This is a genomic window from Nostoc sp., assembly GCF_036918245.1.
Lineage (GTDB): Bacteria > Cyanobacteriota > Cyanobacteriia > Cyanobacteriales > Nostocaceae > Nostoc.
The window spans coordinates 20,953-44,228 of the sequence record NZ_JBALEF010000081.1 but is presented as its reverse complement, the minus strand read 5'-3'; the positions used below and the strand labels follow the sequence as shown (position 1 = coordinate 44,228).

Sequence of the window (23,276 nt, the reverse complement as noted above, 5' to 3'; positions counted from 1 at the left end):
TCGTGGTAGTTTGTGATGTATTACCATATATTGAGGCCAATTATCTGACTAAAGGGCAACTGGGACTCTTGTGGCTATCAGCACAGATTAATAAATATTGTTGAAAGTGAGTTCAGTAAATTTAACTCTCAAAGCCTTGTCTGGTAGAGCTTACTCAATTAAACTCACATTTGCGATCGATTAAGTATTTTACTGAGAATTACGTTAACTTCCAACAGACACACCTCTTGGTTCGAGCCTGACATGATTACATCCCAAGGTGGCTCTCAAGTGTTATAAAAATAAATTAGAATATACATCGGTTTTAAGTAAATGTACTTATCTAATTTCCTTGAGCTTAAGTATTTGCAGATAAAAGCAGCAGGAAAATTGGTAATTGGGCATTGGATAAGACCTATTATCTGTTACCAAAAACAAAAAAGCCAACTGGAAACAGATTTTACTGTATTCATCCAGTTGACTATGGGGTGTGAACTACTGAAGGTCAGTGTAGATACTTTACTTAAAGTACTTGAAGTTCCGAGGCCCTGTGTAACCAGAAACTTTCGCTAGTTCCTCTAAATTTTGGACTCCACTATAGCTTTTACCATTAACGATCCAAGTGGGGAAACCTTCAATTTTTGCAGCTTTACAGAGTTCTGGTTGAGCTTTGAGTCCATCAGGGGCGCACTCTACCTTAATACCATTATTGATTATTTCCTCAGCTTCTTTACCAAAAAGCAGCTTTTGTTCATGACAGTGAGGACACCAATAAGCACTGTATTCCTTTGCACCTACCTTTGCCAGATGGCGTGCTAAGGCTATTTCTGCCTCACCAGAAGTAGTGGTAACTTCCCAACCGAACGCTGGGTTGGGGTTTTCCTTGGGAGTAAAGGTAATTTTTGTGGGTTGTCCAGGAGTTCCAGGTGTAGCATCTGATTGATTCACGCCAGCATAGACGCCTAAAGTACCAATCAGCGTTACCATCCCGACAATCAGGGCGGTAAATAAAATTTGTCCAATATCCTCCCAAGTCCGACCGATAATCGTTAGTACCAAAAGACTCAGGGAAAACAAAGCTGAACCGATACAGTAAGGACAAATAGCTTTGATTTGAGATGTCAGCACATACATTAAGTAGCCGCTAAAGACAGACATAGCGATCGCACCTACCAGCAGCAGCCACCACGTCCAATTTTCCAATTGTTTGCGATTATTGTTTTCCCCTGAGTTGAATACCAAGGGAGCCAAAGCCAATATCACCATACTGGTATATGCCAAAAACCCAAACAAAGCTAATGGCTGACCAAAAACCGTTGCCCAAGGACTGGAAAGCACATCATTACAGCCCTTAGCACCAGCCTGTGCCACACAAGCGGCACTGCCTCCGGTTAACTTTTCTATAGTGAGATAACCTGTTATCAGGGCACCACATCCAGCGATCGCGGCAATCAATGGACGTGACCATTTATGAATCCAAGGAGTAGAACGGCGGCGAATCATAAATTGTTATTGGTTAATGGGCATTGGGCATTGGGGATTAGGCATTGGGCATTGGTCAATTGAGTATTAATTATTTCTCCCCATGCCCCACTCTCCATGCCCCATGCCCCATTCAAGAATGTAACTTCACTTGTTCTGCTGATTTGCTTTCACCTTTGGAGTTCCAATTGCGACGGGCAACTTCCACAAATTGACTGACGCGAATTGGGTCAATTGGTTGCTCTATGCGTCCATGACGTTTCAGGGAACTGGAAACTATTACACCATCTGCTGCTTGCATCAATGTATCAATATTTTCCCAATTAGCCCCACTGCCGATGAACACTGGCGTGCCATTTGCTGCGCCACAAGCTAGTTCCAAATCTTCTAAGTTAGGAGGACTACCAGTAGCCCAACCAGATAAAATCACTCCGTCTGCTAAACCCCTTTCAATGGTGTCTTTCACGGCGACTGTGAGATTTGGAGAACTCAAAGGACGGGCGTGTTTCACCAACACATCGGCCAGGATTTTAACATCACAGCCCAACTCCCGTCGATAGCGGAGTAGTTGATGGGCTTCTCCCTCAATTAATCCTTGGTCAGTTGCCATCACCCCTGTGAGGACGTTGACGCGGATAAATTGTGCCTGTACACAGCTAGCGATCGCTATTGCACTTTTGGCATCGTTTCGCAATACATTTAAGCCTATAGGCAAAGTCACCAAATTCTGTATCCGCTGCACCACAATAGTCATGGCACTCACAACCACTGGATCGACTTGGTTTTTGGTAAACGGCGCGTCGAAAAAATTCTCCACAATCAGACCGTCAACCCCTCCACTTGCCAGGGCTGCGGCTTCTTGTTCGGCACGGTCAATCACCGCTTTTAGGCTACCTCCCCAACGGGGTGAGGTAGGCAGTGGTAGCAGGTGAACCACGCCAATAATTGGTGAGCGAGTTTTAAATATCTGATATAAGTCCACGTCTTTAATCCGCCTCGCGGAGTCCAGAGTCCAGAATTTTTCGACTATTGAACGCCAGCTCAACACCACTCCCCTGAAGGTCGGGAACCTCTATATAAGGGTGGCTCTTCAACGGGGAAAACCCCGCACGTGACTGGCTCCTTTTGACCCTTGACTCTTGACTTTTCATTAACTAGTCAAATGTGTTTTATGATAGTCGGTTTATTGCCTCTTTCCTCAGATGGAAATTGGCGTCAAACCTCCCATAAGATATGTTAAGATAAAACCTGGCTACAAGAGGAGTTTGCCACTCACTAGACGCAAGGCAGCTTTCCGTGGTTTAGGCGTCTTGTCCGCGCACTGTCGTAGGACTTGCCAATCGCCAGGGTAGCATTACTGCTTTATAGGCGTAGTCGCTTTCGTCGATTTCCCTGAGGGTAGCGACTTCTCACAACAAGCCCTTTGGGCGGCTTCCCGATGGGTAGGTTAACAACGCATACGCTGTGGTAATGTAAAATACCAATAGGCGAATTGTTAAAAAACATTACAAGTGTCAAATGTACCCAAAGACACTTCAATTTACCCTGGGGAACAGATTGATAAAAATATCATAACATGACCTCTATTTTTATTATTGATAGGGTCATAATTCTACGGACAGTTACTGACAGTGAAAATCTGCCATCGTACTGTTATTAGAAGGATAGCGATCGGAAAAAAGCGAAATTAGCACCAAAATATTGACTACAAGAAAAAAATGAAGATATTTTCAAAATATGGGTGACAAGCCAACGATTGCCATTTCTCACCTGGGCTGCGAGAAAAATCGAATTGATACAGAACACATGCTGGGAATGCTCGTAGAAGCAGGCTACGGTGTAGATACAAATGAAGAGTTAGCAGATTACGTTATTGTTAATACTTGTAGTTTTATTGAAGCGGCCCGGCAAGAATCTGTCAGAACTTTAGTAGAACTGGCAGAGGCAAATAAAAAGATCGTAATCACTGGCTGTATGGCGCAACACTTCCAAGAACAACTTTTGGAGGAGTTGCCTGAAGCAGTAGCTGTTGTGGGTACAGGCGATTATCACAAAATTGTAAATGTAATTGAGCGTGTAGAACAAGGCGAGCGGGTCAAACAGGTTAGTATAGAGCCAACCTACATTGCCGACGAAACTACACCGCGCTATCGCACTACAACCGAGGGCGTTGCTTACCTCCGGGTTGCGGAAGGATGTGATTATCGTTGTGCATTTTGTATAATTCCTCATCTTCGAGGAAACCAGCGATCGCGTACTATTGAATCTATCGTCGCCGAAGCGGAGCAGTTAGTTAGTCAAGGGGTAAAGGAAATTATTTTAATTTCCCAAATCACGACTAATTATGGTCTAGATATTTACGGTCAGCCAAAATTAGCCGAATTACTTCGTGCTTTGGGGAAAGTAGATATACCGTGGATCAGAATGCACTACGCTTATCCTACGGGACTGACCCCAGATGTGATCGCGGCCATCCAAGAAACACCCAACGTCCTGCCTTATCTGGATTTGCCCTTGCAGCATTCTCATCCAGAGATTCTCCGCGCCATGAACCGCCCTTGGCAAGGGCGCGTAAATGATGGGATTATAGATCGCATCAAAACGGCGCTACCAACAGCCGTATTGCGGACAACATTTATTGTTGGTTTCCCAGGAGAAACAAGCGAGCATTTTGAGCATCTACTAGAGTTCGTCGAGCGGCATGAATTCGATCATGTTGGTGTCTTCACCTTTTCCTCTGAGGAAGGAACTCCAGCTTATAAGTTGCCAAATCAGTTGTCCCAAGAGGTGATGGACGATCGCCGATACCAACTGATGGAACTCCAGCAACCGATTTCTCAAAAGAAAAATCAACAGGAAGTAGGCAAAATAGTCGATGTCCTGATTGAGCAAGAAAATCCTGAAAGTGGTGAATTAATCGGTCGTTCAGGTAGATTTTCCCCAGAGGTTGATGGTCTGGTGTATGTCAAAGGCCAGGCAAAGTTAGGAACCATCGTGCCAATAGCGATTCACCACGCTGATACATACGACCTCTATGGTCAAGTAGTCAATAACTAAATTGTCCTTTGTCTTTTGTCCTTTGTCTTTTGTTAAATGACCCTTACAGATTCACCCTTATCCCAAGCTCAACGCTGCATTAATGGCAGTTTTCATGAGGGTTTACCTGAAATTCGGGGACTCACTCGTGGGCATAGCTTCTCCAAGATTTGAGGCTTTGCTATCGCCCTTGGCTGACTAACTAGCCAATAACTAATGACTAATGACTAATGACTAATGACTAATAACTAATGACTAAATGACTAATCCAAAAATCCTTAGATAAAATTTAGGACGAATTAATGACTCTTTCATTTCAAGAATTAGGCATTTCCCAAGAACGTGTCGAACAACTAGAAAAAATTGGTTTTACCGAACCAACCAACATTCAAGTGCAAGCAATTCCCCAATTGCTAGTCGGTCGTGATGTGGTAGGTCAATCTCAAACTGGAACAGGCAAAACGGCAGCATTTTCACTGCCAATTTTAGAACGGCTAGATATTAATCAAAGAGCCGTGCAAGCCATAGTTTTAACACCAACTCGTGAATTAGCGATGCAAGTTCACGATGCGATCGCCCAATTCATCGGTAATGAAGGATTGCGGGTGTTAGCAATCTACGGTGGTCAATCAATTGACCGTCAAATGTTACAACTCAAACGTGGCGTTCACATGGTCGTGGGTACTCCAGGACGGGTGATCGATTTGCTCGATCGCGGCTGTTTAAAGCTCGATCAAGTCAAGTGGTTTGTATTGGATGAAGCTGATGAAATGTTGAGCATGGGCTTTATCGACGATGTGATAAAAATCCTCTCGCAAGCGCCCGTAGATCGCCAAACAGCTTTATTCTCGGCAACAATGCCACCATCGATTCGGATGTTGGTGAACAAGTTCTTGCGATCGCCTGCAACTGTCACTGTTGAGCAACCAAAAGCTGCTCCTAACAAGATTAATCAGGTAGCTTACCTGATCCCTCGCCACTGGACAAAAGCCAAAGCTTTACAGCCAATTCTGGAAATGGAAGATCCAGAAACAGCTTTAATCTTTGTCCGCACCAGACGCACAGCCGCAGAACTCACCAGTCAGTTACAAGGGGCTGGTCACAGTGTCGATGAATACCACGGTGACTTGTCTCAACAAGCACGGGAACGGTTATTAGTCAGATTCCGTAACCGTCAAGTTCGCTGGGTGGTAGCAACTGATATTGCAGCCCGAGGGTTAGATGTCGATCAACTCTCCCATGTGATCAACTACGACTTACCCGATAGCGTAGAAACTTACGTCCATCGCATTGGTCGTACTGGTCGTGCTGGTAAAGAAGGAACAGCGATTTCTTTAGTACAACCATTTGAACGGCGCAAACAGCAAACATTTGAACGTCATAACCGCCAAAGTTGGCAATTGCTGACCATTCCTACACGCGCCCAGATTGAAGCGCGACACATCCTGAAATTGCAAGAGCAGGTGCGGGAAGCTTTGACAGGTGAGCGTTTGGCTTCATTCTTACCAATTGTTAGCGAACTAATTGAAGAATACGATGCTCAAGCGATCGCCGCAGCTGCACTGCAAATCGCTTACGATCAAACTCGTCCCGCTTGGTTGAGTTCAGACGTGGAAATTCCCCAAGAGGAATCTTCTGCTCCCAAACCAAGACTCGGCAAACGTCGTGAATCTTCCAGCGATCGTCCCCGTTCTGCATGGAAATCAGATAGCAACAATGGTGAAGAAAGACATTCTTCTCCCAAGCCAAAACTGCGGACAAGTGGGCAGGATTCTTCTGTATCTCCTAGTAAAAAGATAGGTTCACCTACAGCTAGAGAATCAGCTTCTTAGTCAACAGTTAGAAGTTAATCAATTTTGGATTTTAGATTTTTAGATTTTTTCTGCAATCCAAAATCCAAATATAAAATTGAGAGTTGAGAGTTAAGAGCGGAGCCGGAGACGCTCCGCCTCCAGTCAAGATTTTGGCTTTAGCTCTTGACTTTTTGGCTTTTTGGATAATTTCTTCTACCCGTTTGTAGGAAGATAAATTAAAGATGCATTCTTCGTGGTCTTATGTTCACTATCCCAGACTTAGAGCAACTACAAGCAGAGCATCCAGAATGGCAGATGGAGCTGGTAGACGGAAATATAATTGTTATGGGGCCATCAGATTATGAGTCAGAGGAAATAGGCGCTGAGTTAGTTAGATTACTTGGCAACTGGGTACGCCCACAGAGGCTAGGACGGGTGACTGGTTCTAGCGCTGGTTTTATTTTGCCTACATTAGAAACTGAAAACGGGAAAGAAGCTGATAATGAAAAACGAAATCTCCGCGCTCCCGATGTATCTTTTGTTCGTGCTGATAGATTAAAAACAAGCAAGCGTGACTTTGTGGAACTAGTGCCTGACTTGATGGTAGAGATAAAATCTAAGTCAGACCACATCAAACCATTGGTAGAAAAGATTCAGCTATTTCTACAACTTGGATGTACAGTTGGTATCCTAATTGATCCTGACAAATTGACGCTCACCGTTTATCGACTCAACCAAGAACCAATTCTCTTGCAGGATAATAACAAACTGACACTACCAGACTTATTACCAGGTTGGGAGCTAGTAGTGTCAGAACTTTGGCCGCCTGTGTTTGAGTAGTTTAGAAATACTACAGCCAAAGACGACTAACTTGTTCTAATTCTCCAATTTCATCGTCGCTCAATCTCCAGTCCAAAGCACCAGCATTCTGCCGCACCTGTTCGGCTGTCTTCACCCCAGCAATAGGAATAACATTCCCTTGAGCAATTAACCAGTTGAGAGCAACTTGAGCAGGAGTGCGATCGTATTTTTCCCCGAAGTTGCGTAGCAAAGATATAACTGGGGCAATTTTTTGCAGACCTTCTTTTTTAAATCGTGGGTCTATTTTCCTCGCACCAGTGGGGGTTTCAGCACTATCAATACTGTACTTTCCTGTAAGTAATCCCTGTGCTAAAGGGCTATAAGCCAAGATAGTCACACCCAACTCACGGGCAGTTGTGATAATACCTTTGCTTTCAATTTGACGACTGAGTAAAGAATAGCGCACTTGATTTACAGCCAAAGGCACTCCACGGGTCGCCAATATTTGATGTGCGTCTCGCATTTGCTCTGCTGAGTAATTACTCACACCGACTGCGGCAATTCTGCCCCGCTTCACTTCATCCGCTAGGGCATTCATCAAAGTTTCTTGGCTTAAAAAGAAGGCAAAAGGCCAATGAACTTGATACAGGGCGATTCGTTCTAATTGCAAGCGTTTGAGGCTGGCTGTTAAAGCATCTGAGACGGATTGGGCTGTAAATCGCCACGGTAGGGGGCCAAATTTTGTAGCGATTTGCACAGGTTGTTGTGTCTGTTGCAGAAATTGTCCTAAAAATTTCTCGCTCTTTCCCATTCCGTAGACTTCAGCAGTATCAAAGAAGGTAATACCAGCTTCTAAGGCTGCTGTGAAGGCCTCTTGTAACTCTTCTGGCCCATAGCGATCGCCATAATTCCAAAATAGTTTATCACCCCAAGCCCAAGTGCCTATGCACAAAGGTGTAACAGCTGGGCCATTTTGCCCCAATGTGATGTTTTCCACGGTTGCAAAATTTAATTTATTTACATTTCTTTACTTTTATAGTGTATCGTTATAGACAAAATACGGTGCGATCGCCACCACTTGGCTGCAAATCTTGTGTTGCGTAGGCGTAACCCGTCGTAGACATCGCGGCTTGCATAAAGATTTACAAATTACACCTGACAATATATCTATTCTCAGAATCAAGGGAGGCTAATAACCTCCCTTTAATAATAGTTGAGTGTTATTTACTTGTATTTATGAATTAGATGATTTATCCTGTTTGGCTTTTTTGATTAATTCCATGTAGACATTAATCTCACTAATTTCTACATCATGCTCAACTCTGGTTACTTTCCATCTTTCCTTTTTTAGGTAAACTTCCTCTCCTACTCTGGGAGCAAATTGGAGATCATAGAGCTTTTTTAGAAAATCTTTTTGATTTTCTTCCCATAATATTACTTTGACTGCTTCTTTACTCATTGCTTATGCCTTTTTTGTAACTAGATGAAGGTAAGTAGTTTGAGGACATACATACGGCAAGTTTATCTTACTAATTCAATGGAATAGCGTAGTTAAAACCACATTTTCACATTGATATTTTTATGTAGCTTGATTGCGTTTGATCAAGTTACAGCGCAATATCATAACTTTAGTAAGTATTACTATTAAATTTAATTTAAAATTTTTTCATGTCAATTGCTTGATTGTTTATTTACTGCCCTTTCGCCTCAATGTTGCTAAACCTTAACAAACAACATTACTCTGTCTTTGTCATCAGGTTTCCAGTTTTGCTACTATTAATTCAAGTAAATAAATTAGCTCTTAAATTAAATCTTATCTTGAATAAAACTTTCTACTTGTTGTCCAATCGTTTGATGTAGTTCCATTGCTAAAGACTTGTGAAGAAATTGTGCTATCACTTCTCGTTGTAAGGGAATGTTTAACTCAGGAAATTCTTTTTTTATCCGAAATAAACAAATTAACAAAAATGATGCCGTTGAGCGCACATCAATTCTTTTATCTTGAGTAATGGATAAAAGTTTATTAACGAATTGTGTAATATTATGATATTTCATTTGATATAAAATACGCAGTAAATTTATAACTTGATATTCAGTGAGTCTTGGGTCATCTATTTTTGCTAATAGATAATCAAATACAGGTTTACCAAGTTTGATTATTTCATTAGCTACATCATCAGATAAACGTTTAGTATGAAGCTGTTTGATTAATTTTTTAAGGGTATTATCCATCTTTTTGAGTTTCTGATCCCGTTGACGAATTTCTAGAATACCCAACTAAAGAGATTAGTAGTTGTAAGTTTAGATTAGATTCAAAGATTTTCTCATCTGTTAGCCACCCCTTGACTTCCTAAAAAGATGCGAAGAAGAGGCTCTCACAACCTTTGATATTACTGGACTTTGCCTACCATTGATAATAAATGCAGCGTTATTAGTAATTAATTAAATGTCCATTCTATGTGGTTGACTGTGCGGCAATCTCGACAGCTTCTATATCAACATTGAGTTGTTGAGCAATCTGCTCCACACTCATCCCTGTTTTTAGTAACAGAGGTACGGTAAGTTTCAACATTTCAGCTTCCCGTTCTTCTCGACCCTCTTCTCGACCTTCTTCTCGACCTTCGGCTTTGGCTTCTTGATAAACCCTTGTTTGCTCCAAAGTCAGTCCCAGCATAGCTTCAACTTCCTCTCTACTCAACGAAGAAAACTTATAAACGGCGATTGTGGTGATGATATCTATTATTTCGTTTTGCGGCAGTGTGTCCGTTTCCTCTAATTTTACCCGCTCAATCAATAGACGAGCTTGCTGTGCCATCACTTCATCCGATGCTACAGTCAACTGCATCAAGTTGATGCCTATTGGCTGCTGATTAGTCGCGCCTAACTCATCTAAATAGATTCGCTGCACTTGGTCGCTGTTGAGAAATATTCGATGAGTTTTTTTGTCGCTTGGTTCCAAAGAGCGTGATGAAAAAATTACCACACAGAACCAGTCATCGTACTGAAAACGATTTCGGTTCAGGTACATCAGCGATTCGGTAAAGAACCGATGGTAGAGGGCTTCATCTTTTTGGAATTGAACTTCAGCAAAAAATATCACTCTGGATGTTGCATCCTCTGGAGGTAAAAACACACCATCCATGCGAAAAGCGGTTTCTTTGACTTCAACTGATTCAAATCGATAGTTTTGCCCTTACAGAGGAGGATTATCAACTAGTTCAAAGAGTAACCCAGGAAAGCGCTTAAAAATTTAATAGTAAATGGAATCTCGTTTCACTACTTCATCCTAAAATTCTCTCGTTATCTGATCGCAGATTACAACCAAGCCATAAAAATTAATCCTAACCCGGCTGAAGCATACGCTAATCAAGGTGTATAATTCCTTGCCAAAGAAGTGCGATTGCCTCTGGCGGGCGGAACGCCATCGCAACTTCCACTTTTCGTCCACTGATTTGGAGCGGGTAGGGTTTATCTTTATTTAAAGAGAGAGAGATTAAATTTTATAAACCATACAGAAAAGTAGCTATGGCAAGTGGTGAAGTATTTGATACCAAAACAAAATCCCTATCTGTGCCAAGGGTAAACCTACTGACCATGTTTCGGCTGGGTTTATTTCAAATGGGGTTGAGCATGATGTCCATTTTGACTCTGGGGGTACTCAACAGAGTCATGATTCAAGAAATAGCAATTCCGGCGACGCTAGTATCAATAGTTCTAGCACTACCCTTATTTGTTGCTCCTTCCCGTGTCTGGTTCGGCCAGATTTCCGATGCCAAGCCGTTATGGGGATACCACCGTACAGCTTATGTTTGGGTGGGTGCGGCAATATTTGCGATCGCAGCATTTTTAGCTGTACAAGTAATGTGGCAGATGAATGTTGCTGGAAATAGTGCAGGTACTTGGGTATGGACAACCCAAACAATAGGCTGGACAGGTCTTTTAGCTTTAGTTTTCGCTGTGTATGGTCTAGGAATTTGTGCTAGCGGTACTGCCTTTGCTGCTTTGTTGGTGGATATATCTGAAGAAGATAACCGTTCTAAAGTAGTCGGTGTGGTTTGGTCGATGCTAATGGTGGGGATTATTGTTGGGGCAATTATTAGTGCCAGCTTGCTGAAACAGTTAACGCCAGAAGCAACCGTAGAAACCTTGCAGCCAGCAATCAACAGATTGTTTACTATCGTCCCAGCAATTGTATTTGGTTTAGCGATCGCAGCGACATTGGGCGTAGAAAAAAAGTACTCCCAATACTCAACTCGTTCCACACTAGTGAACCGGGAAGACAGCATTACTCTAGGCAATGCTTGGAAAATATTGACAGCTAGCCCACAAACAGGTATATTTTTCACCTTTTTATTGGTGATGACTATCAGTTTGTTTATGCAAGACCCGATTTTGGAACCTTATGCCGGTCAAGTGTTTAAAATGCCCCTAGCAGAAAGTACCAAATTAAATATTTTTTATGGAACGGGTCTACTGATTGCCTACGGGGTTACTGGCTTTTACATTGTCCCGCGTTTGGGTAAACGCAGAACTGCACGTCTAGGCTGTATGTTGGTAGCATTCTGTTCAATATTGCTAGGTATATCAGGATTCACAGCTAATGCAGCAGTTCTCAAACTAGGTTTGGTATTGTTCGGTTTAGCCACAGGTTTCTTAACAACGGCAGCAATTAGCTTGATGTTGGATCTCACAGCAGCAGAAGCCGCAGGTACGTTTATTGGGGCATGGGGGTTAGCGCAGTCACTCTCTAGAGGTGTGGCGGTAGTAATCGGAGGTACAGTTTTGGATGTGGGGCGCAAACTGCTACCTAGCCTAGAGTTAGCTTATGGACTAGTATTTGCTCTAGAAGCTGTGGGAATGGTACTGTCAATTTGGTTTCTGAATCGGGTGAACGTCACAGAATTTCAAACCAGTACCAAGCAAGCGATCGCATCTGTTTTAGAAAGCGATTTAGATTAAACTGTATAGGGCATGGGGCATGGGGCATGGGGCATGGGGCAAATGACAAATGACAAATGACTAATAACCAATGAATGATTTTTGGACAACAATTCTTGATTTTGCCCAAACTACCACTACCAGAGTGGGCAAGCAGCTAATGCAAGATTTTGGACAAGTACAGGCTGACCAAAAAGCTGATGGTAGTTTGGTGACGCAAGCAGATAAATGGGCAGATCAGGAAATTCGGGATGCGATCGCTTCTAGTTTTCTTGGCTACGGCATTTTGAGCGAAGAGAGCGATAAGTCATTTCCCGGTACGGAGTGGTGCTGGGTAATTGACCCTCTAGATGGTACAACCAACTTCACACGCGGCATTCCCATCTGGACAATTTCTCTGGGTTTACTGTATCGAGGCACACCCATTTTTGGTTATGTTTACGCACCAACCTTGAATCAAGCTTTTCATGGTTTCTGGGCAGGTTCATCTGGTTTAGAAACACCAACAGGAGCATTTCTCAACAACCACCCCATCCACACTAGTATAGATAGTCCCAGCAACAATCACTTTTTTAACCTCTGTTCCCGCAGCACCGCAGTTATCCAGAACGGCTTTCCCTGCAAAATTCGGATGTTGGGTGTGGCTAGCTATAACTTTTTGACAGTTGCCACTGGGGCTACTCTCGGTGGTATTGAGGCGACACCAAAAGTTTGGGACTTAGCCGGGGCTTGGGTAATTGTCCAGGCTGCTGGTGGGGTCTGGTCATCGCTGAAATCAGAGCCGTTTCCATTGTCACCCGGAGAAGATTATAGCGATCGCTCTTTTCCCACCCTTGTAGTTAGTCGTCCCGAATTAGTTTCGGTATTTCAACCTTTTCTCGAAGGCATAAAAATTTAATTTGCAGCTCATCCACCTGTAAATAGTGATTTTCTCAACCAGCCTAGTGGACAATAGCATACCCGACATTAAACTTAACAAAACCCTAGTCAAACAAAGAATTGAGTATAAATAAAGCTGGTAATAATCCTAATGTAAGCACCACAGTGTAGTTATTAATTTAAGTAGTGTTGTGGCTTTCATCACACTGGTTAATTTAGTATAAAAAATTTTATGTTGTCTAATCTAGATTTAATTCGAGAGTTTGTACAAAACTCTATTCAGAAAAAAGACGTTTTGTTGTCAAATCCTGTTTTGACAGCGCAAACAGTGTATAAAACCAACCAACTGACAGCAAAATCCGAAGGCGTAATTGCCACTGCTCAACTATCTAACATCCAATCTGAATTCTCGATTTCTCCAAAATCAACCCAGTGGGAATTGATAAATCAGGCATTAGCAGAATATAGTTATATCCTCAAAGGAGAAGTAGATAGTCGGGGTTTCTATCAGTATCAATACTGCGAAGTTCCCAAAGGTTATCAGATGAATTGTACTAAATGTGTCATTCTATGGCGAGCTTGGTGGAAATATTGCAAGTATACTTCCAGACCAGGGATTCCGTTGGAACTTCTGATTAGAACACGAGATTCATGGTATCCAATTAGAGATTTAATTATTAGTGATGGACTTCTCTATATCAAAACCTTGGGAAGTGAGATTGCACTTGGCTCAGACGACTTAGTTACTTGGTTAAGCAAAGTTGATGTAACTAGAATTAAAGAAATACCTTCTACAGAGATATAGGTGTGATTGTAAGAGTACAGATGTACACTCGTATATATATTTATAAATATTTATAAAAATTTATCAAAGTGCTGTGACAACATAATTAGGCAAAGGACGTGAAGAAAAATGAAAGGACTTTGGCTCGAAAACAACCAGTTGCAATTACGTACAGATATTCCCGTTCCTGAACCACCACAGGGAGAAGCCTTGGTACGCGTCTTGCGTGCAGGTATCTGTAACACTGACCTGGAACTACTCAGAGGCTACTATCCTTACACTGGTATTTTGGGGCATGAATTTGTTGGCATCGTTGAACAAGGGCCACAACACTTAGTGAACCAGCGCGTAGTTGGAGAAATCAACGCTGTGTGTGGGCATTGTCGGTTTTGTCGTAGTGGACAACCAACTCACTGCGAAAATCGTACGGTTCTTGGTATTGTCAATCGCAACGGAGCTTTTAGTGAATATCTCTGTTTGCCGGTGCAGAACCTGCATCCCGTACCTGAGAATGTGCCGACAGAAGTAGCAACATTTACCGAACCTTTAGCAGCAGCTTTGGAAATTCAGCAGCAAGTGCCATTGCATCCAAACGATCGGGTGCTAGTGGTTGGAGATGGTAAACTAGGGCAGTTGGTAGCCCAGACACTAGCCCTAACTAGCTGTGAACTCTTAGCTGTGGGGCGTCATCGAGATAAACTGGCTAACTTAGAGGCACGGGGGATAAAAACAAGTCTAGCCGACGCTGTTACAGATGGATATTTTGATATCTCAGTAGAATGCACCGGGAACCCAGAAGGATTTGCGATCGCCCGCCGCGCCCTACGTCCCCGTGGTACTCTTGTACTGAAAAGTACTTATGCTGGCAACCTCAGCCTAGATGCTTCTTCTTTAGTAGTGGATGAAATCACCCTCATCGGCTCCCGTTGTGGCCCCTTTGCTCCAGCCCTCCAGTTACTAGCCACAGGAAAAGTTGACGTGCAACCCCTGATTCATGCCACCTACCCTCTTATTGAAGGGCTTGCAGCTTTTGAACACGCTCAGAGTCGGGGTGTTTTAAAGGTATTATTAGAGATTAGTTAATTGTCATTTGTCATTTGTCATTTGTTATTTGTCATTTGTCATTTGTCATTGGGCATGGGTTATTCCTCTTGTCCTCTTGTCTTCCTCATCTCCACCAGTTCCCAGTGCCCAGTCCCCAGTCCCTAATACAGATAAGGATTCGTCTTCGGTTGATAGTCAGAACAATTGATCGCTTCTTCTGTATTGGCAATAGATGGACGTACAGTGCATTTAAGACGGTAATTATCGGTAAAAAATTGACAGCCAGTACAGGGTATTTGATGCATTTGCTTGGCTGTAGTTACACTATCTCGCGCCGCCGACCAGAGACTCAAAACGGCGAGAATAGTTACAGTCCAAGCAACGATAAAGCAAATCGGGACTAATAAAGGTTGAATCCCATGAAGAAGAAAAGACATCAGTTCTAACACAGTATGTCCTAATACAAATTAGGAGTTAAAAGTATATTCTCTCTTAACCGGAGGCGGAGCGTCTCTGCCTTTACTCTTAATTCCTAACTTTTTCTTTATAAAAATATAAGTTAAACGCCAGCATGACCTAGTGCTAAACCTGTTACCAGCATTCCCAGAACCAGGAAAGGTTGGGCGCTGGCTTGGTACTTAACATCATTCTTCACAGGGTCGCGTAGGAAATACATATCCTGCAAGGTGATTTGCGGGATAATTAACAGTACTAGTATTGCTGCATACAAATTCTCGTGGATGCTGACGAGATAAGCTGCAATCAATCCTTGAAAGACATCAATTGTCACTACACAAATCCATGCTGCGGTGGTGATGCCAAACATTACGGGTAATGAATTTAATCCTAACTGGCGATCGCCTTCTACACTTTTAAAATCATTGACAATGGCAATACCCAATCCAGCCAAGCTGTAGAACATTGTCAAAATCACAATTGTGGAATTGAGTTCCCCAAACAAAGCGTGTCCTGTAGACCAAGGTAGGGTAATATAGCTTGCACCCAAGGCGTAGCTGCCTAGCCAGCCGTTTTGTTTGAGTTTCAGGGGAGGTGCAGAATAAATGTAGGCGATGAAAGTACCGATAATTGCGATCGCTGTAATTGTCGGGAATTCATGACCAGACCACACATCCAGCAAAAATGCCAAACCAATACCAGCAATCAGTAATACCCAAATCTGAATAATTACCTGGGGTAGGGCAATTGCCCCAGAGGGAATAGGGCGATAAGGTTCATTGATGGCATCGATTTCGCGATCGTAGTAATCATTGAGGATTTGGGTGTAACCTGTCATCAATGGCCCAGCCAGTAACATACAGGCTGCTACCTTCAACACATTTTCCAGCGTCCAAGTATAGTTACCAGAAGAAGCCGCACCACAGACTACGCCCCAAATTAGGGGAATCCAGGTGATCGGCTTCATTAGCTGCAAACGAATTTTCCAAATCGAAGTTTCGCCAGACGCTGCACCTTTCATCCCCAACATCTGCCTAGTTTTCGCACTGCGATCGGCAGATGCGTTCGCTTGCTGATTGGCATTATTTGCCACTAAGTCTAGTGCTTCAGATGGGTTCGGGTCTGGGGTAATGGGAGTTGATTCTGACATAATTTTTACTAATTAATTGGGAATTGGGCATTGGGCATTGGGGAGCTAGTGCGTTGCGGAGGTTCCCGACGCTCGAGTACTCGCTAACGCTGCGCTATCCGTTGAAGCAACTGGCGTCATTGGGCATGGGTCATTGGGCATTGGTGATTAAGTTTCTTCCCTATTTCCCGTCCCCAGTACCCAGTCCCCACTCCCCACTCCCCATTCCCATAAATTAAAACGAAATTATCAAATAATTATTCTGAAACTTTGCTCCAACAACGGGTCTACCACTCAGAGCCGGGGGTAAGGGAATATTGCGCCGCTGATCTCCTGCTTCTATCGTGACTTCTGGCCCATATTGGGTAAGCTTGACCTGCTTTTTGTCAAATCCTGGCAAGAATAAGCGTACTTGACGATTGTGGATGTCTATTTCAATTGGTTTGGGAGCCTGTAAAGCTTGTGCTTCAAAGTTGGGTAGAGCGTCTATCAGTGGTTGCCAGTCACCTGTGGGCGAGTCGGGAACAACACTCACAGGTAGGGGTATAAATTCCTCTGACAGATTGACATTTGTCTCGGTAGACACAAGCAGAACACCACCGACAGTTAAACCGATTTGTTGAGCGCTACCCCATAAATAACGAGCATTTGCTACTTCAATCGGATCTTTTGTAGTCACTAAGAAAGCAACGAGACGCTTGGGATCGGCAAGAGCGGCTCTCCCCTTTTCTAAGAAATTATTGACTTGGTTAGTGGGCCCTGCAAAGTTATCTGCTGTCCAGTTGATATTGAAAAAACTGCTAATCAGCGGCTGAATCAAGGGTGATTCAGTAATCATTTTCCCCAAATCGGAGTTGACAAATAATTGCCGAAATCGCCGGATGTACCAACTCAGAGATTCTGGCAAACCCAACGTTCGCAGCGTTAAAGAGTCGCCCGTGCCATCGTAGACGATCGCATCATATTTGCCACTAGCATCATATTCGCGGATAGCATTCAGTGCTAGGGCGTTGTCCATCCCCGGCAATACTACCAGTTCTTGACCAAAAACGTCTTTGAAGATGGGCGTACGGAGATATTGCGCCTCAAGTTTCTTCACTTCGTCCCAGTTGCGTTCTAGCAGTACAGATGCTTGAAACTGGACTACTTGCAAATTGGGAGCGATTTCCTGGGGATCGGCAGCAATGGGACTACCCAGCAGGATTTGCAACGTTGGTTCTGCTTGTCCTGCTAGAAGTACGCGCTTGCCTTGACTTGCCAATAATTTGGCGGCGGCGATCGCAATTTTGGTACGAGCGGTGCCGCCTTTGCCCAAAAATGTCAATATTAGAGCCATTACTTGATTCCTATTTTCACCGCCGAGCTTTTCAACTCCAACTTAACATTCAACAAAGACTCTCAACCTGTGCTTGAAATTTCAGATGCCAAGAAAAATCCGGATCTAAGTTCTTTCACTACTACACAGGTTTGATTTCATCTTCAAAAAACCAAGTGGAATAATTATCGTCAAACAGCACCACTACACCGATCCCAGCACCATCGGTGACTTTGTAGCCTTGGATAATACCCACTTGTCCGAGTTTTTTTACAACTGGTGGAGAAACGCGATCGCGCAAACGAAAGACTTTAACCTTTTGTCCGATTTCCATGCCTGATTACAATTCAGATAAACCAAGTCTCAGTGTAGCGGAATCCGTGACTCTGCTTTCATAAATTCAGTGGAGATGGGGGAGATGAGAAAGAATAACTCCTAACTCCTGACTTAACAGCTTAAAATTAAATCAACAACCAAACAGGTACATACCCATGTTTGTCACAGCGCAACAGCTAAAACAGCAAATGCCTGATGCAGCTCGGTTGTTAAGTGATGAGCCGGAGATGGAAATTTCGTTGTATATGCAGCTACTGCTGGTAGTAACTTCCCTTGAGTGGCTCTGGCATGACTGTAATGATGTGCGAATCTAACTATCTATTTTAGCCGTCAGCAACTGCGAAATCGAGATTTTCACGGTTTAGACTTTTTTTTGGTCAAAGACACCGAAATAGCGATCGCGTAGTTCCACCAAAGGAAATTGCTATTGTGCGCAACGACAGGCATCGGAAGCACAATTGCGATCGCTAAGAGTTATATCCAGATAGGTTGAGTTAAGCAACAAAGGTAGTAGTCATGTATCAAACAGATCCACGCCGTTCGCCACAAGAAACAATGCCTACGATGTATGATTTACCAAGTAAATTGGTAGGGAAATTAGGTTTGCCAGATGAATTTCACCGCATTCAGGCGGACTTGCTCAGTGGACTTGTCAATTTATTCATCTGAAGAAATTTTACTTGCTAGCGATTTGAACCGGTTGCAAGAGTTATAACTAGGATTAGGTCTTTGGCAAGGTTCTTATCAGCAGACAACAGGTTTGTGGTTGTGTTGGTATAATGCAACAGGTTAGATGCCGACGCGAAGAGAACAAGCACAACAAGAGCGCCAACGGGCTGAACAAGAATATCAACGGGCAGAGCGATTGGCAGAATATTTGCGATCGCAAGGAATTGATCCAAACAACCTACCCTAGGAAAAGGTAGCTATGACTAAAAACATCAAAATAGCCAATCCTAACATTGATTGAATATTCCAATTCAGACGATGAACCATTACAACAAGAACACTAACAGGCTGATAAATTATTAGTAGAGTATTTGCGCTCGCAAGGAGTTGCTCCAGATAACTTGAGTTAAGCAAACATTTGCATCCTTAACAAAGAAAGCAGTCTTGCCGACATAATTAGATTTAAGTAAAAATACACTTACCAATAGCAGATTTATTGTATAATCTCCAAGACAATTTAGGTAATATTTTTTAGTAATGATGTATTCTTCAAGGAAGACAAGAGTACTTTCATCGCTATAAAGATTTATAGAAAAAATTGGGTGTGTAAGTAGTGAGCGAGGAAGGGGAATTGTTACGAACAATGCGAGGATTTGTACGGAAAACAGAGAGTCTAAGGCGCATACTGCCGATAAATGAAAGGTTTTGGGCAAAGTTTGACTTGCTGAGAACTTTGGTACGTCGGGATTTAGAGGCACGGTATAAAGGTTCTATTTTAGGTAATTTGTGGCCTTTACTAAATCAGCTATCACAATTACTGATTTACACGTATGTGTTTTCGATTGTGCTAAGAGTGAAGTTGAGTATCAAAAGTTTGCCAGAAAATAACTTCACCTTTGGTTTGTGGCTATTTGCGGGTTTGCTTCCCTGGATTGCTTTTTCGGGGGGGTTGATACAGTCTGCTACTTCAGTCGTAGGACAGCCGAATTTAGTCAAGAAGGTTGTATTTCCTCTAGGTTTGTTACCGCTCGTGCCAATTTTATCAACATTCATTGAGAGTTCCTTTGGTTTAATGGCATTGATTTTTTTCGTGGCGGTAAATACTCATACTTTACATGCTACCTTGGCGCTATTACCTTTGGTTTGGTTAACGCAGTTATTGCTGACAGCAGGGTTGGGTTATTTAGCAGCAGGACTAACGGTATTTTTGCGAGATATCCCGCAGACTTTAGTAGTAATTTTAAATGTTTGGTTTTATGCAACACCGCTTGTCTATCCAGTATCAGCAATTCCAGAGCAGTGGCAGAGTTTGGTATTCTGGTTAAATCCAATGGCAGCGATCGCTGAAGTTTATCGTGACATAGTTTTAGTTGGGGAGGTGAAGCATTGGGGCGAATGGGGAGTAGCTTCTATGATTGCCTCGGTCATATTTTGTTGCGGCTTTACCGTGTATAAACGTTTACGTCCAGCGTTTGCCGATGTTTTGTAAGGAATTTTTACTGATCCATTGAATCTTAAATCAGCTTAATGGCAAGGCTAACTATACAGTACACCATAGCGCTATGATTCAAAAAAGGGTAGAAAGTTTGATTAGTTGATAATAGTTGTGCAGTCTGGATGAACTAATAGTAAGTGTGCAGTAATATGGGTGAAGAGATTGCAATTTCGCTGAGGAATATCTCGAAGTGCTATAAGCGGTATGCTCGACCAGTAGATCGACTAAAAGAACTTTTGCTACCTGCTAAAAGCCGCGCTCAGGAGTTTTGGGCATTGCAGGATATTAGCCTAGAGGTTCCTAAAGGTGACACTGTGGGCATCATTGGTCAAAACGGCTCTGGCAAAAGTACACTGCTACAAATTATTGCCGGAACGCTGACACCAACTATAGGTAAATTGTACGTAAATGGTCGGGTTTCAGCATTATTGGAACTTGGTAGTGGGTTTAATCCTGAGTTTACTGGACGGCAAAATGTATTTTTTAATGGACAAGTTTTAGGGTTAAGCCGAGCAGAAATACAAGCTAAGTTTGACAAAATTGCTTCTTTTGCTGAAATTGGCGATTTTCTTGAGCGTCCCGTAAAAACCTATTCCAGTGGCATGGTAGTAAGACTAGCATTTGCAGTAGTTGCTAATACAGAACCGAGTATTTTAATCGTAGATGAAGCCTTGGCTGTAGGAGATGCGAAATTCCAAGCTCGCTGTATGAAGCGTATTCGTCAGCTTAAAGAACAAGGAGTGACTATCTTATTTGTTTCTCATGATTCTGGCAGCGTCAAAATGTTGTGTAACAGTGCAATATTGATGAATCATGGAAAAATGCTAGAAATAGGTAGACCTAAAGAGGTTGTAAATCATTATATTGCTTTATTAAGCTCAGACGATAATCAAGTAGAAATTGAAAATAATAAATCTGAAGATAGAACATTAGTTCAACAAAATAATATTGAATTAATAGATGATTTTGTCAAAAATAATCCAGACGATAGTTTACATAGGCATGGCAATAAATTAGCTATTATTAAAAATGTTCAACTTATTGATTTAAAAGGTAAAAAAATAGCAAAATTAGAAACGGGACAAAGATTCCAAATCAGTGTATTATTGCAAGCGAAAGCAGAACTATCAGACTTAATTGTAGGTATCTCAATTAGGAATTTAATGGGTTTGGTAATATATGGAATTAATACTCATTTATTAAACATTAAACTACCAGAAATAAATCAAAATCAGGAATTAACAGTATTGTTTAAAATTCCCTGTTATATGAATAAAGGAGTTTACACAGTTACACTGGGAATACATTCTGAAGAAGGATTAAGTTATGATTGGGTCGATGAACTAGTAGTATTGGAAGTTAATAACAGTATTTCTTGTGATGGCTTAGTAGATTTGCGAGCAACTGTCGAATTTAATATTCCAGTAAATCACACAATAGGGGGCTAACTTGTAAAAGAAAACTAATTTTTATTATGAGTTTAAATTGCTAATTTGAAACAAATAGATTCATAGCAATTGAATTTGAGCTAATAATCTAATAAATGTAATATTTTAATATACTGTGTAAATTAAACTATGCGTGATTATAATAACCCTGAAATTAATATCGATGAGTTAATGCAAAAGATCCGCGAAGAGGTAACTAAACGCCAAGTATATTCTCAACCATTAGCTACAAAAAATCATGCAGATATAACATATTTAATCTCAAAAATTGGATATATTGAATCTTTACTTATAAATGCAGAAGTTAGAGCTTGTGCACGCACAAAGTGGCCTGATAAACTTAATCGCTTTCCTTTTAAGTTCAGCTCAAAACTACAAAAATTCATTCTAAAACTTATTAATTTTTTATTTAAAGATCAAAGAGAGGTCAATTTAAATTTAATTCTTGCTTTGAAAGCGTCTGTAACAGTTAATCGCCAGCTAATAGAACAAATTAATACTTTAAAGACGCAAATAGATGAGCGCTTGGTTAATGTTGATAGTCACTTCCAGAGAATAGATGAGCGCTTGGTTAACGTTGATAGTCACTTTCAGGGAATAGATGAGCGCTTGGTTAACGTTGATAGTCACTTCCGGGGAATAGATGAGCGCTTGTTTAACGTTGATAGTCACTTCCAGGGAATAGATAAGTGCTTGATTAATGTTGATAGTCACTTCCAAGGAATAGATCAGTGCTTAGATGTTATGGATATTCGTTTTCAAGGTATAGATCATAGTTTGAATACCGTTAACGAATTTGCAAATAATTGTATGACTGATATTGAAGAAAAGTTAAACAACTTTCAGACTTATATTCAAGGAATGGATGAGCGCCATATCAGAAACGACAATTATCTCAAAAATGATTTAATGCAGCAGAAGCGTATGATTGCCTTGTTTTTAGAAGAAGCACGGGGGCGGTTGCCACAACCATTTAATCAACAGCAAATGCATACTTTTCTCAATGAAGACCAACATTTATTAGATGCCTTCTACGTTGCTTTTGAAGACCAGTTTCGAGGTAGCCGTGAGCAAATTCTTAATAGATTGAAAGTATATTTACCTTTGATTGAAGAAGCAAAAATTGGTAGGTTAAACTCCCCTATTTTAGATGTGGGTTGTGGACGAGGTGAATGGTTAGAGTTGCTGCGAGAGTCGGGATACACAGCAAGGGGTATAGATATCAACAGAGTAATGCTGGAGCAGTGTCGCTCTAGAGGACTTGAGGTGATAGAAGCAGATGTTATTGCCCATTTACGAGCTTTACCTGATAGCAGTTTGGGTGCTGTAACGGGGTTTCATATTATTGAGCATCTCCCATTTGAAACGCTAGTTCAGTTATTTGATGAAGCAGTCAGGGTACTGAAGCAAGGTGGATTAGTAGTTTTTGAGACACCAAATACTAGAAATATATTAGTAGGCTCAGGAGATTTTTACAGAGATCCCACACATAAAAATCCGATTCATCCTGATACAATTAGTTTTTTAGCCGAGTCAAGAGGGCTAATTAATAGTAAATCATATTTTTTTGAACAAACTGATGGAATAGTGCATCTTGTTAATTCATTACAAATAAAATTTGATGATTTAAATGAATATGTTAAGGTTTCCCGCGACATGGTACTAATAGCTTATAAGGCATAAAAACTAGGA

Annotated in this window: 22 protein-coding genes and 1 pseudogene; 13 read left to right on the top strand and 10 right to left on the bottom strand. The window is 41.8% G+C overall.

From position 1 onward, the window contains the following. Positions 1-498: 498 nt before the first annotated feature. Complete coding sequence (locus V7L12_RS23330) at positions 499-1,482, bottom strand: vitamin K epoxide reductase family protein (protein ID WP_335087940.1); 984 nt, start codon at positions 1,480-1,482, stop codon at positions 499-501. A 112-nt stretch (positions 1,483-1,594) separates the two neighbouring features. Continuing rightward, the gene (gene btpA, locus V7L12_RS23325) at positions 1,595-2,443 is read right to left on the bottom strand and encodes a photosystem I biogenesis protein BtpA (protein WP_322670041.1); all 849 of its coding nucleotides are present in this window, start codon (positions 2,441-2,443) and stop codon (positions 1,595-1,597) included. Positions 2,444-3,198: 755 nt separating this feature from the next. Between btpA and rimO the strand changes: the two genes are divergently transcribed. The 3 genes from rimO to V7L12_RS23310 all read left to right on the top strand — a co-directional run bounded on the left by rimO (position 3,199) and on the right by V7L12_RS23310 (position 7,130). After that, positions 3,199-4,518, top strand: coding sequence for a 30S ribosomal protein S12 methylthiotransferase RimO (gene rimO, locus V7L12_RS23320; protein WP_334820229.1), 1,320 nt, complete (start codon positions 3,199-3,201; stop codon positions 4,516-4,518). A gap of 281 nt (positions 4,519-4,799) precedes the next feature. Further along, positions 4,800-6,329, top strand: coding sequence for a DEAD/DEAH box helicase (locus V7L12_RS23315; protein ID WP_335087938.1), 1,530 nt, complete (start codon positions 4,800-4,802; stop codon positions 6,327-6,329). A gap of 222 nt (positions 6,330-6,551) precedes the next feature. Beyond that, positions 6,552-7,130 carry a Uma2 family endonuclease gene (locus V7L12_RS23310; protein ID WP_335087936.1) on the top strand — a complete coding sequence of 193 codons (579 nt, stop codon included), beginning with the start codon at positions 6,552-6,554 and terminating at the stop codon, positions 7,128-7,130. 10 nt (positions 7,131-7,140) lie between these two features. On the opposite strand, the gene V7L12_RS23305 is transcribed toward V7L12_RS23310, so the two are convergent. The 4 genes and pseudogenes from V7L12_RS23305 to V7L12_RS23290 form a co-directional block, all read right to left on the bottom strand. Continuing rightward, positions 7,141-8,088, bottom strand: a complete 948-nt coding sequence (locus V7L12_RS23305; RefSeq protein WP_335087934.1) for an aldo/keto reductase — start codon at positions 8,086-8,088, stop codon at positions 7,141-7,143. Between the two features lie 237 nt (positions 8,089-8,325). Further along, positions 8,326-8,550, bottom strand: a complete 225-nt coding sequence (locus tag V7L12_RS23300) for a hypothetical protein (protein ID WP_335087932.1) — start codon at positions 8,548-8,550, stop codon at positions 8,326-8,328. 347 nt (positions 8,551-8,897) lie between these two features. Further along, on the bottom strand, positions 8,898-9,323 hold the full coding sequence (locus V7L12_RS23295) for a hypothetical protein (protein WP_335087930.1): 426 nt from the start codon (positions 9,321-9,323) through the stop codon (positions 8,898-8,900). Between the two features lie 223 nt (positions 9,324-9,546). Next, positions 9,547-10,341: pseudogene (locus tag V7L12_RS23290) on the bottom strand (Rpn family recombination-promoting nuclease/putative transposase). Between the two features lie 275 nt (positions 10,342-10,616). Here V7L12_RS23290 and V7L12_RS23285 point away from each other — a divergent pair. From V7L12_RS23285 to V7L12_RS23270, 4 genes are all read left to right on the top strand, one after another. Then, positions 10,617-12,050 (top strand): BCD family MFS transporter, encoded by a 1,434-nt coding sequence (locus tag V7L12_RS23285; RefSeq protein ID WP_335087928.1) that lies wholly within the window; start codon positions 10,617-10,619, stop codon positions 12,048-12,050. 70 nt (positions 12,051-12,120) lie between these two features. Next, positions 12,121-12,927, top strand: coding sequence for an inositol monophosphatase family protein (locus V7L12_RS23280; protein ID WP_335087926.1), 807 nt, complete (start codon positions 12,121-12,123; stop codon positions 12,925-12,927). Positions 12,928-13,140: 213 nt separating this feature from the next. Continuing rightward, positions 13,141-13,713: a hypothetical protein gene (locus V7L12_RS23275; protein ID WP_335087924.1), complete on the top strand. Its 573-nt coding sequence runs from the start codon at positions 13,141-13,143 to the stop codon at positions 13,711-13,713. A 108-nt stretch (positions 13,714-13,821) separates the two neighbouring features. Continuing rightward, a complete protein-coding gene (locus tag V7L12_RS23270) occupies positions 13,822-14,775 on the top strand; it encodes an MDR/zinc-dependent alcohol dehydrogenase-like family protein (protein ID WP_335087922.1) in 954 nt (317 codons plus the stop codon). A 122-nt stretch (positions 14,776-14,897) separates the two neighbouring features. Here the strand turns inward: V7L12_RS23270 and V7L12_RS23265 are convergent, their stop codons facing one another. The 4 genes from V7L12_RS23265 to petP all read right to left on the bottom strand — a co-directional run bounded on the left by V7L12_RS23265 (position 14,898) and on the right by petP (position 17,970). After that, on the bottom strand, positions 14,898-15,185 hold the full coding sequence (locus tag V7L12_RS23265; RefSeq protein WP_292865929.1) for a hypothetical protein: 288 nt from the start codon (positions 15,183-15,185) through the stop codon (positions 14,898-14,900). A gap of 110 nt (positions 15,186-15,295) precedes the next feature. Beyond that, positions 15,296-16,342: a chlorophyll synthase ChlG gene (chlG, locus tag V7L12_RS23260; RefSeq protein ID WP_335087920.1), complete on the bottom strand. Its 1,047-nt coding sequence runs from the start codon at positions 16,340-16,342 to the stop codon at positions 15,296-15,298. Between the two features lie 214 nt (positions 16,343-16,556). Continuing rightward, positions 16,557-17,657 (bottom strand): Get3/ArsA fold putative tail anchor-mediating ATPase NosAFP, encoded by a 1,101-nt coding sequence (locus V7L12_RS23255; RefSeq protein ID WP_335087918.1) that lies wholly within the window; start codon positions 17,655-17,657, stop codon positions 16,557-16,559. A 121-nt stretch (positions 17,658-17,778) separates the two neighbouring features. Further along, entirely contained in the window at positions 17,779-17,970 is a 192-nt protein-coding gene (petP, locus tag V7L12_RS23250) for a cytochrome b6f subunit PetP (protein WP_292777446.1), read from the bottom strand. Between the two features lie 157 nt (positions 17,971-18,127). Between petP and V7L12_RS23245 the strand changes: the two genes are divergently transcribed. From V7L12_RS23245 to V7L12_RS23225, 6 genes are all read left to right on the top strand, one after another. Next, positions 18,128-18,286, top strand: coding sequence for a hypothetical protein (locus tag V7L12_RS23245; protein ID WP_442947915.1), 159 nt, complete (start codon positions 18,128-18,130; stop codon positions 18,284-18,286). A gap of 202 nt (positions 18,287-18,488) precedes the next feature. Then, positions 18,489-18,641: a hypothetical protein gene (locus V7L12_RS33330; RefSeq protein ID WP_442947914.1), complete on the top strand. Its 153-nt coding sequence runs from the start codon at positions 18,489-18,491 to the stop codon at positions 18,639-18,641. A 124-nt stretch (positions 18,642-18,765) separates the two neighbouring features. Next, the gene (locus V7L12_RS33325; RefSeq protein WP_334820196.1) at positions 18,766-18,888 is read left to right on the top strand and encodes a hypothetical protein; all 123 of its coding nucleotides are present in this window, start codon (positions 18,766-18,768) and stop codon (positions 18,886-18,888) included. Positions 18,889-19,284: 396 nt separating this feature from the next. Then, positions 19,285-20,130, top strand: coding sequence for an ABC transporter permease (locus tag V7L12_RS23235; protein ID WP_335087916.1), 846 nt, complete (start codon positions 19,285-19,287; stop codon positions 20,128-20,130). 155 nt (positions 20,131-20,285) lie between these two features. Then, a complete protein-coding gene (locus V7L12_RS23230) occupies positions 20,286-21,584 on the top strand; it encodes an ABC transporter ATP-binding protein (protein WP_335087914.1) in 1,299 nt (432 codons plus the stop codon). A 129-nt stretch (positions 21,585-21,713) separates the two neighbouring features. Continuing rightward, a complete protein-coding gene (locus tag V7L12_RS23225) occupies positions 21,714-23,267 on the top strand; it encodes a class I SAM-dependent methyltransferase (protein WP_335087912.1) in 1,554 nt (517 codons plus the stop codon). Positions 23,268-23,276: the final 9 nt, after the last annotated feature.